The organism is Pseudomonas frederiksbergensis (assembly GCF_003732705.1).
Lineage (GTDB): Bacteria > Pseudomonadota > Gammaproteobacteria > Pseudomonadales > Pseudomonadaceae > Aquipseudomonas > Aquipseudomonas frederiksbergensis_F.
The window spans coordinates 41,852-48,448 of the sequence record NZ_MOBR01000030.1 but is presented as its reverse complement, the minus strand read 5'-3'; the positions used below and the strand labels follow the sequence as shown (position 1 = coordinate 48,448).

10 protein-coding genes are annotated in these 6,597 nt (G+C 61.0%); 4 read left to right on the top strand and 6 right to left on the bottom strand.

Going from position 1 to position 6,597, the window contains the following annotated elements:
• Positions 1–81: 81 nt before the first annotated feature.
• Positions 82–804, bottom strand: coding sequence for a monofunctional biosynthetic peptidoglycan transglycosylase (mtgA, locus tag BK667_RS24825; RefSeq protein WP_123509823.1), 723 nt, complete (start codon positions 802–804; stop codon positions 82–84).
• Positions 805–878: 74 nt separating this feature from the next.
• Between mtgA and BK667_RS24820 the strand changes: the two genes are divergently transcribed.
• The 4 genes from BK667_RS24820 to trmB all read left to right on the top strand — a co-directional run bounded on the left by BK667_RS24820 (position 879) and on the right by trmB (position 3,236).
• Entirely contained in the window at positions 879–1,250 is a 372-nt protein-coding gene (locus tag BK667_RS24820) for a DUF423 domain-containing protein (protein ID WP_123509824.1), read from the top strand.
• Positions 1,251–1,445: 195 nt separating this feature from the next.
• Positions 1,446–1,646: a sulfur carrier protein ThiS gene (gene thiS / locus BK667_RS24815; RefSeq protein ID WP_167394879.1), complete on the top strand. Its 201-nt coding sequence runs from the start codon at positions 1,446–1,448 to the stop codon at positions 1,644–1,646.
• A 60-nt stretch (positions 1,647–1,706) separates the two neighbouring features.
• Entirely contained in the window at positions 1,707–2,501 is a 795-nt protein-coding gene (locus BK667_RS24810; protein WP_008068101.1) for a thiazole synthase, read from the top strand.
• 9 nt (positions 2,502–2,510) lie between these two features.
• The gene (gene trmB, locus BK667_RS24805) at positions 2,511–3,236 is read left to right on the top strand and encodes a tRNA (guanosine(46)-N7)-methyltransferase TrmB (protein ID WP_123599191.1); all 726 of its coding nucleotides are present in this window, start codon (positions 2,511–2,513) and stop codon (positions 3,234–3,236) included.
• Positions 3,237–3,372: 136 nt separating this feature from the next.
• Here trmB and BK667_RS24800 read toward each other — a convergent pair whose 3' ends face one another.
• The 5 genes from BK667_RS24800 to metW are packed head-to-tail and all read right to left on the bottom strand — an operon-like array spanning position 3,373 to position 6,595.
• Positions 3,373–3,696 carry a DUF3392 domain-containing protein gene (locus BK667_RS24800; protein ID WP_054044425.1) on the bottom strand — a complete coding sequence of 108 codons (324 nt, stop codon included), beginning with the start codon at positions 3,694–3,696 and terminating at the stop codon, positions 3,373–3,375.
• A 22-nt stretch (positions 3,697–3,718) separates the two neighbouring features.
• Positions 3,719–4,924, bottom strand: coding sequence for a radical SAM family heme chaperone HemW (gene hemW, locus BK667_RS24795; protein WP_123514658.1), 1,206 nt, complete (start codon positions 4,922–4,924; stop codon positions 3,719–3,721).
• Positions 4,921–5,517: an RdgB/HAM1 family non-canonical purine NTP pyrophosphatase gene (gene rdgB / locus BK667_RS24790; RefSeq protein ID WP_123514660.1), complete on the bottom strand. Its 597-nt coding sequence runs from the start codon at positions 5,515–5,517 to the stop codon at positions 4,921–4,923. The genes hemW and rdgB overlap by 4 nt, the downstream gene beginning before the upstream one ends.
• Entirely contained in the window at positions 5,514–5,948 is a 435-nt protein-coding gene (locus BK667_RS24785; protein ID WP_123514662.1) for a DUF4426 domain-containing protein, read from the bottom strand. The genes rdgB and BK667_RS24785 overlap by 4 nt, the downstream gene beginning before the upstream one ends.
• 26 nt (positions 5,949–5,974) lie before the next feature.
• A complete protein-coding gene (gene metW / locus BK667_RS24780) occupies positions 5,975–6,595 on the bottom strand; it encodes a methionine biosynthesis protein MetW (RefSeq protein WP_123514664.1) in 621 nt (206 codons plus the stop codon).
• Between the last annotated feature and the right edge of the window lie 2 nt (positions 6,596–6,597).

Below are 6,597 nucleotides of genomic sequence, written 5' to 3'. Positions count from 1 at the left end.
AGGCGGTGTGTCATTCAACACAAAGGGTGACTGACACACCGCCTTCGCGAGCAAGCCCGCTCCCACAGGGGATTTTCGGTGTTATTGGGCCCAAGGCGCGCGCCGCGAATCATTAAGCCCCACCAAATAGCTATCACCTCCAAGCTGACTCATCTGCTGCCGAATCCACCCGGCCCGTCGTGCGACATAGTTGGTCGGATGACTCGCGCTCCAAACCCGTGGATTAGGCAGCACCGCCGCCAGCAAACTCGCCTGTTGCCGGGACAACGACCGGGCGCCGATACCAAAGTGATGCCGAGCCGCCGCTTCAGCGCCAAACACCCCGTCATCCCACTCGACGCTGTTCAGATAAACTTCAAGAATCCGCTGCTTGGGCCATAACACTTCGATCAACCCGGTAAACCACGCTTCCAGCCCTTTGCGCAGCCAGCTACGGCCGGACCACAGGAAGAGGTTTTTCGAAACCTGCTGGCTCAACGTGCTGGCGCCGCGAATCGTACCGCCGCGTTCGTTATGGGCAAATGCCGCTTGAATCGCACCGAAGTCAAAACCCCAGTGCTCAGAGAACTTCTGGTCTTCGCCCGCAATCACCGCGACTTTCAGGTCATCGGAAATCGAATCCCAAGGTTGCCAGGTGCGCTGCAAGTCGATGGGCTCGCCATCGAACCAGGATTCGACCTTGCGCTCGACCATCAGCGCTGTCCCCGGTGGCGGCACCACACGAAAGATCAGAACCAGCAACACGCTGCCGCCCGCGAACCAGAGCAGGGCCTTCGTGAATCGTCGCAAAATTAAACGCAGCATAGAGATGGCTTGGCCGAACCCGTTGAGCGGGCCATTATACAGACCCTGTTGATCGAGTCTGACTGGAGTTCTTCATGCTGCGTGGCTTTCTGATGCTGGCCGCTTTCTTTGGCTTCACCGGCGTGGCCCTCGGTGCGTTCGCCGCCCATGGCTTGAAAAACCGTCTGACCCCCGAGTACCTGGCGATTTTCCACACTGGCGTCACCTACCAACTGGTGCATACCCTGGCACTGTTGGGCGTGGCGCTGCTGGCCACGCAGATTCCGGGGCGCTTGATCACCTGGGCGGGCGCATCCTTTGCCATTGGCATCCTGCTGTTTTCCGGCAGTTTGTACCTGCTGACCATCACCGGCATCAGCAAGCTCGGCATCATCACGCCGTTCGGAGGCCTGGCGTTCCTGGTCGGCTGGTTCTGCCTGGGGCTCGCCGCGTGGCGATTGGCTTGACCTTGTAGGAGCGAGCGATGCGGCGACCCGACTTGCCCGCGAAGGCGTCGTGTCAGTCACCATCTCATCAACTGACACGACGCCTTCGCGGGCAAGCCTCGCTCCTACGGGATTGTGTTTCAAGACGAATGGCTTGGGTCAGCCTGACCGATCGGGCTAGAATGCCTGCCCCTAAAAATGATGGCGGCTTCTTGCATGCGCATTCAGTTGAACGGCGAATCCCTTGAACTGCCCGACGGTGAAACCGTTGCGGCCCTGCTGACCCGTCTGGATCTGACCGGACGCCGGGTGGCGGTCGAACTCAATCTGGATATCGTCCCGCGCAGCCAGCATGCCGACACCACGCTGAACGACGGCGACAATGTCGAAGTCGTGCACGCCATCGGCGGCGGCTAGTCGCCCGGCCCGCAAGGGCACAGAATTCTGCAAGAACCTCACCCCTACAGAGGATTTCCCATGAGCATCGTTCGTAGCGACAAGCCCTTCGTCCTGGCCGGTCGTACTTACCAGTCGCGTTTGCTGGTAGGCACCGGCAAGTACCGCGACATGGAAGAAACCCGCCTGGCCATCGAAGCCTCGGGTGCCGAAATTGTCACCTTCGCCGTGCGTCGCACCAACCTCGGCCAGAACCCGGGCGAGCCGAACCTGCTCGAAGTCCTGTCGCCGGATCGCTACACCTTCCTGCCGAACACCGCCGGTTGCTTCGACGCGACCGAGGCCGTGCGCACCTGCCGCCTGGCCCGTGAGCTGCTCGGCGGCCACAACCTGGTGAAGCTGGAAGTGCTGGCGGACCAGAAAACCCTGTTTCCCAACGTGATCGAAACCCTCAAGGCTGCCGAAGTGCTGGTCAAGGAAGGCTTCGACGTGATGGTCTACACCAGTGATGACCCGATCATCGCCCGTCAACTGGCGGAAATCGGCGTGATCGCGGTCATGCCGCTGGCCGGTCTGATCGGCACGGGCCTGGGGATCTGCAACCCGTACAACCTGCAGATCATCCTCGAAGAAGCCAAGATTCCGGTGTTGGTAGATGCCGGTGTCGGCACCGCTTCCGACGCCACCATCGCCATGGAGCTGGGTTGCGAAGCGGTGCTGATGAACTCGGCCATCGCTCACGCCCAGCAGCCGATCATGATGGCTGAAGCCATGAAACACGCCATCGTTGCAGGTCGCCTGGCCTACCTCGCCGGCCGCATGCCGAAAAAACTCTATGCCAGCGCCTCCTCGCCGCTGGATGGTCTGATCAAGTAAGAGCCATTGATGACTGAATCGAACGACACGCCTATCCAGACGGAAGAAGGCGAAGAACGCCAACACCGCCGCATCAAGAGTTTCGTGATGCGCGCCGGCCGCATGACCGAAGGCCAGCAAAAGGGCCTGGAGCAGGGCACGCCGCTGTTCGTCCTGCCCCTGTCCGATGCGCCGGTGGACTTCGACCAGGTGTTCGGCCGCTCGGCCCCGCGTTCGCTGGAAATCGGCTTCGGTATGGGCCATTCGCTGCTGGAAATGGCCGCGGCTTCGCCAGAGCAGGATTTCATCGGTGTGGAAGTTCACCGTCCGGGTGTCGGCGCGCTGCTCAATGGCGTGCTGACCCAGGGCTTGACCAACCTGCGGGTCTACGATTGCGATGCGATCGAAGTGCTGAACAATTGCGTGGCCGACAACAGCCTCGATCGCCTGATGCTGTTTTTCCCGGACCCGTGGCACAAAAGCCGTCACCACAAGCGCCGTATCGTTCAGGCATCGTTTGCTGAACTGGTGCGCAGCAAGTTGAAAGTCGGCGGCATCCTGCACATGGCCACCGACTGGGAACCCTACGCCGAGTACATGCTGGAAGTGATGAACGTCGCGCCGGGCTACCGCAACCTCGCCGAAGACGGCAAATGCGTCCCGCGCCCGACCGAGCGCCCGATCACCAAGTTCGAACGCCGCGGCGAACGACTTGGGCATGGCGTCTGGGACCTGAAGTTCGAAAAACAGTCCTAAGCCTAGCCCGACTGATCGTTCCCACGCTCCGCGTGGGAATGCATCCCGTGACGCTCCGCGTCACATTTAGAGGCGGACGCAGAGCGTCCATGGCGGCATTCCCACGCAGAGCGTGGGAACGATCAAACGTCAGGATTCAGCGGCGATCCGCGACTACGCCGATCAGCACCAACACCACCAACAGCACCGGCGCAAGGCTGTAGTTGTTGAACTGGCTCAGGCCTTTGATGATCCAGGGCGTGGCGTAGATCAGCGCCACGCCGCTGCCGACCATGCACAGCAGGGACATCAGCGGGACGCGCAGGGCGCCGGCGATGCCGCCCAGGCGTTGTTCGACCCAACCTTTGATGTCGGCGCCGAACAGCACCAGCAGGCAGCCCACCAGGGCCAGGGAGATTTCCGACAGGTTGCTACGGCTCCAGCGGGACACGGTGGCGAGCAGGTCTAGGATCAGATCCATTGGTTTTCCCTTAAGGCTGAAATCAGCTCAGAAATGTCTGCAGCAAGTCATTGAGAAACAGTTGTCCGCGCTCGGTGGCCGCCAGACGTGACGGTTCGACCTGCAACAAGCCGCTTTGTTCTGCCTCGCGGCGACCTTCGGCGAGGCTTTCCAGCGGCAGGCCGGTGCGTTCCGGGTACAGGCGCGATTCCACGCCTTCGGTCAGGCGCAGAGCGTTCATCAGGAAATCGAACGGCAACTCGTCATTGGTCAAGGCTTTCTCGCCGGCCTTGAAGCTTTTGGCCGGGTTGAGGTAATCCTTCGGCAGCCGCGTTTTCCAAGTGCGGACGATGCGTCCGTCCGGGTGGCTGAGCTTGCCGTGGGCGCCGGCGCCGATGCCGATGAAGTCGCCGAAACTCCAGTAATTGAGGTTATGCCGCGCCGGGCGACCGGGCAGGGCATAGGCCGAAACTTCGTACTGCGCGTAACCATTTTCGGCGAGCAGCGCCTGCCCGGCTTCCTGAATGTCCCACAACGTGTCGTCTTCCGGCAGCGTCGGCGGCTGATTCCAGAATACGGTGTTCGGCTCCAGAGTCAGTTGATACCAGGACAAGTGGGTCGGCTTCAGGGCGATGGCCTGGCGCAAGTCGCTCAACGCATCATCCAGGGACTGATCGGGCAAACCGTGCATCAGGTCCAGGTTGAAGTTGTCGAATCCGGCCTGGCGGGCCATGCCGGCGGCTCGGACGGCTTCGTCACCGTTGTGAATCCGCCCCAGGGCCTTGAGTTTTTCTTCCTGAAAGCTCTGGATGCCGATCGACAGGCGATTGATGCCTAGCGCGCGGTAAGCAACGAACTTCTCCTGCTCAAACGTCCCGGGATTGGCTTCCAGGGTGATTTCGATGTCGCTGGCAAACGGAATGCGCTGCTCAACGCCTTTGAGCAAACGGCCCAGGGCCGCGGCGCTGAACAGGCTCGGCGTACCGCCACCAAAGAAGATCGAACTCAGCTCACGGCCATAGACCGCATGCAAATCCTGATCGAGGTCGGCCAGTAGCGCATCGACGTACTCTTCTTCCGGCAACACAGGGCTGGCGGTGTGGGAGTTGAAGTCGCAATAAGGGCATTTGCGCACACACCACGGGATGTGGATGTACAGCGCCAGGGGCGGCAGCGTGGGGAGCGCGGCCCGAGGCGATTGGGCGGCGCCGCCGAAGATCAGCGGCGACGCGGATGAGTCGTGTGTCATATCAAGCCTAGACGCTGGCGCAGCAGATCCATTGCACGGGCGCGGTGGCTGATCAGGTTCTTTTCGCTTGGACTCAGCTCGGCGCTGGAGCAATCCCGTGACGGCACCCAGAACAGCGGGTCATAGCCAAAACCGTGCTCGCCGCTGGCAGCGTGCAGGATTCGGCCGTGCCACAGGCCTTCGCACAGAATCGGCAACGGGTCATCGGCGTGCCGCACCAGCGCCAGCACGCAGACGAACTGCGCGCCACGCTCGGCTTCCGGCACGTCTTTCATGGCGTCGAGCAGTTTGGCGTTGTTCGCCGCATCGCCCTGGCCATCAGCGTAACGCGCGGAATAAATCCCCGGCGCACCGCCAAGGAAATCCACCGCCAGCCCCGAATCGTCGGCCAGCGCCGGCAGACCGGAGATGCGCGCGGCGTTGCGGGCCTTGAGGATGGCGTTCTCGACGAACGACAAGCCGGTTTCCTCAGGCTCGATGCTGCTGAACTCGCCGATCGAGCGCAGTTGCACCGAGGCGCCGAGCATGGCCTGGAGTTCCTTGAGTTTGCCGGCGTTATGGCTGGCCAGTACGAGTTGCGTGAAGTTCATCATTCGCCGGGGAAAAGCTCTTGGTTGAAGTTGATGGTGTTGATTTTATCGCCGTTCTTCACGTTGATCTCGAAGGTACGGGTTTCCTGCTGATCAACCGGGTATTGCGCGATGTAGTAGACAGCGCCCTGTTCGGTGACCTGTTTGAATTTCAACGCGACGCTTTGGCTGGTCAGGTCTTTGACCGTGCCGTTCACTTCAGCGGTCAGGGGCTTGCCATCCTTGAGCACGGAGACATTGATCACACCCTGGTTCTTGCTTCGGGTCAGACCGGCCGCTTTGGCGATGTCCGGTGTCAGGTAGGTGGAATTGAAGGTGTTGTAGTGCACCGTCACATCACCAAACGTTTCCTTGCGCTCGCCCTTGATGACGTCGGCGGCCATGGCGGTGACGCTCAGGCAGGCAGTAAGTACAAACAGCGCTAGACGACCCATGATCGTTCTCCTTGAAATGGCGTGGTTCAGACCGCGACCTTGTGGTCTTGCAGCCCGGGGCTGCTGACGCGGTAGATACCGATCTCACCTAATAGATTAGGCCATAGCTTACTGGCCCACCCGTGTCGGTGCTGTTGATCCACGGCAAGCCGATCAATGACCTTCGCTTCACGTTCGCGACACAGTTCTTCAAAGTCGCCGAAAGTACAGAAGTGGATGTTCGGCGTGTTGTACCAGGTGTAGGGCAGGAATTCGGAAACCGGCATCCGGCCCTTGCTCGCCAGGTACCAGCGGCAGCGCCAGTGCCCGAAATTCGGGAACGTGATGATGCACTGGCGGCCGACCCGCAGCATTTCGTCGAGGATCCTGTCCGGGTAATGCACGGCTTGCAGGGCCTGGGTCATGACCACGATATCGAAGCTGTTGCTGGCAAAGTTGCCCAGGCCCTTGTCCAGGTCCTGCTCGATCACGTTGATGCCCTTGGCCACGCACTCGGCGATGTTGTCCGGGTCGTTTTCCAGGCCATAGCCGGTGACTTGCTTGTTGTCCCGCAGCCAGGTCAGCAGTTCACCGTCGCCGCAACCGAGGTCGAGCACGCGGCTACCGGCGGGAATCCATTCCTGGATGATTTCCAGATCAGCTCTCATGG

Bases quoted from the DNA above. Each gene is read 5' to 3' on its own strand.
- mtgA (WP_123509823.1), bottom strand. From the start codon at position 804: ATGCTGCGTTTAATTTTGCGACGATTCACGAAGGCCCTGCTCTGGTTC.
- rdgB (WP_123514660.1), bottom strand. From the start codon at position 5,517: ATGATGAACTTCACGCAACTCGTACTGGCCAGCCATAACGCCGGCAAA.
- BK667_RS24785 (WP_123514662.1), bottom strand. From the start codon at position 5,948: ATGGGTCGTCTAGCGCTGTTTGTACTTACTGCCTGCCTGAGCGTCACC.
- trmB (WP_123599191.1), top strand. From the start codon at position 2,511: ATGACTGAATCGAACGACACGCCTATCCAGACGGAAGAAGGCGAAGAA.
- hemW (WP_123514658.1), bottom strand. From the start codon at position 4,924: ATGACACACGACTCATCCGCGTCGCCGCTGATCTTCGGCGGCGCCGCC.
- BK667_RS24810 (WP_008068101.1), top strand. From the start codon at position 1,707: ATGAGCATCGTTCGTAGCGACAAGCCCTTCGTCCTGGCCGGTCGTACT.
- thiS (WP_167394879.1), top strand. From the start codon at position 1,446: ATGCGCATTCAGTTGAACGGCGAATCCCTTGAACTGCCCGACGGTGAA.
- BK667_RS24820 (WP_123509824.1), top strand. From the start codon at position 879: ATGCTGCGTGGCTTTCTGATGCTGGCCGCTTTCTTTGGCTTCACCGGC.
- metW (WP_123514664.1), bottom strand. From the start codon at position 6,595: ATGAGAGCTGATCTGGAAATCATCCAGGAATGGATTCCCGCCGGTAGC.
- BK667_RS24800 (WP_054044425.1), bottom strand. From the start codon at position 3,696: ATGGATCTGATCCTAGACCTGCTCGCCACCGTGTCCCGCTGGAGCCGT.